The sequence below is a fragment of the Ochrobactrum sp. SFR4 genome (assembly GCF_019730395.1).
Classification (GTDB): domain Bacteria; phylum Pseudomonadota; class Alphaproteobacteria; order Rhizobiales; family Rhizobiaceae; genus Pseudochrobactrum.
In genome coordinates this window covers 1-304 of sequence record NZ_JAAPBB010000576.1, presented here as the reverse complement: position 1 = coordinate 304, position 304 = coordinate 1, and the positions used below count along the sequence as shown (strand labels likewise).

Sequence of the window (304 nt, the reverse complement as noted above, 5' to 3'; positions counted from 1 at the left end):
CATGTCCGCACTCAGCGGCACGGGGTTCACCACGTCTGAATCCGAACTGATCCTCCAAACGCCGGAGCGCAGACGTATCCTTGTGGTCTTGATGATTACCGGTTCCGTTGGTCTGGCTTCGGTGGTTGCCACGGTGGTTGTCGGAGCGTTCGGTATCAAAGAAACCGCGAGTGGAGTGTTGCTTCAGCTTGTGGCGATCATCGCGGCAATTGTCTTTGTGCGTTACGTGCTCTTTTCCTCGGGCGTAGATGATTGAATTGGCGGCATAGATGGAAGAGCCCACGTCTGACTACGGTCACCGTGT

1 protein-coding gene is annotated in these 304 nt (G+C 55.6%); it reads left to right on the top strand.

Features of this window, described 5'->3' with window-relative positions; genetic code table 11:
- On the top strand, positions 1 to 256 hold a 256-nt coding region (locus HBA93_RS20325; protein WP_221724480.1), incomplete at its 5' end, for a hypothetical protein.
- Between the last annotated feature and the right edge of the window lie 48 nt (positions 257 to 304).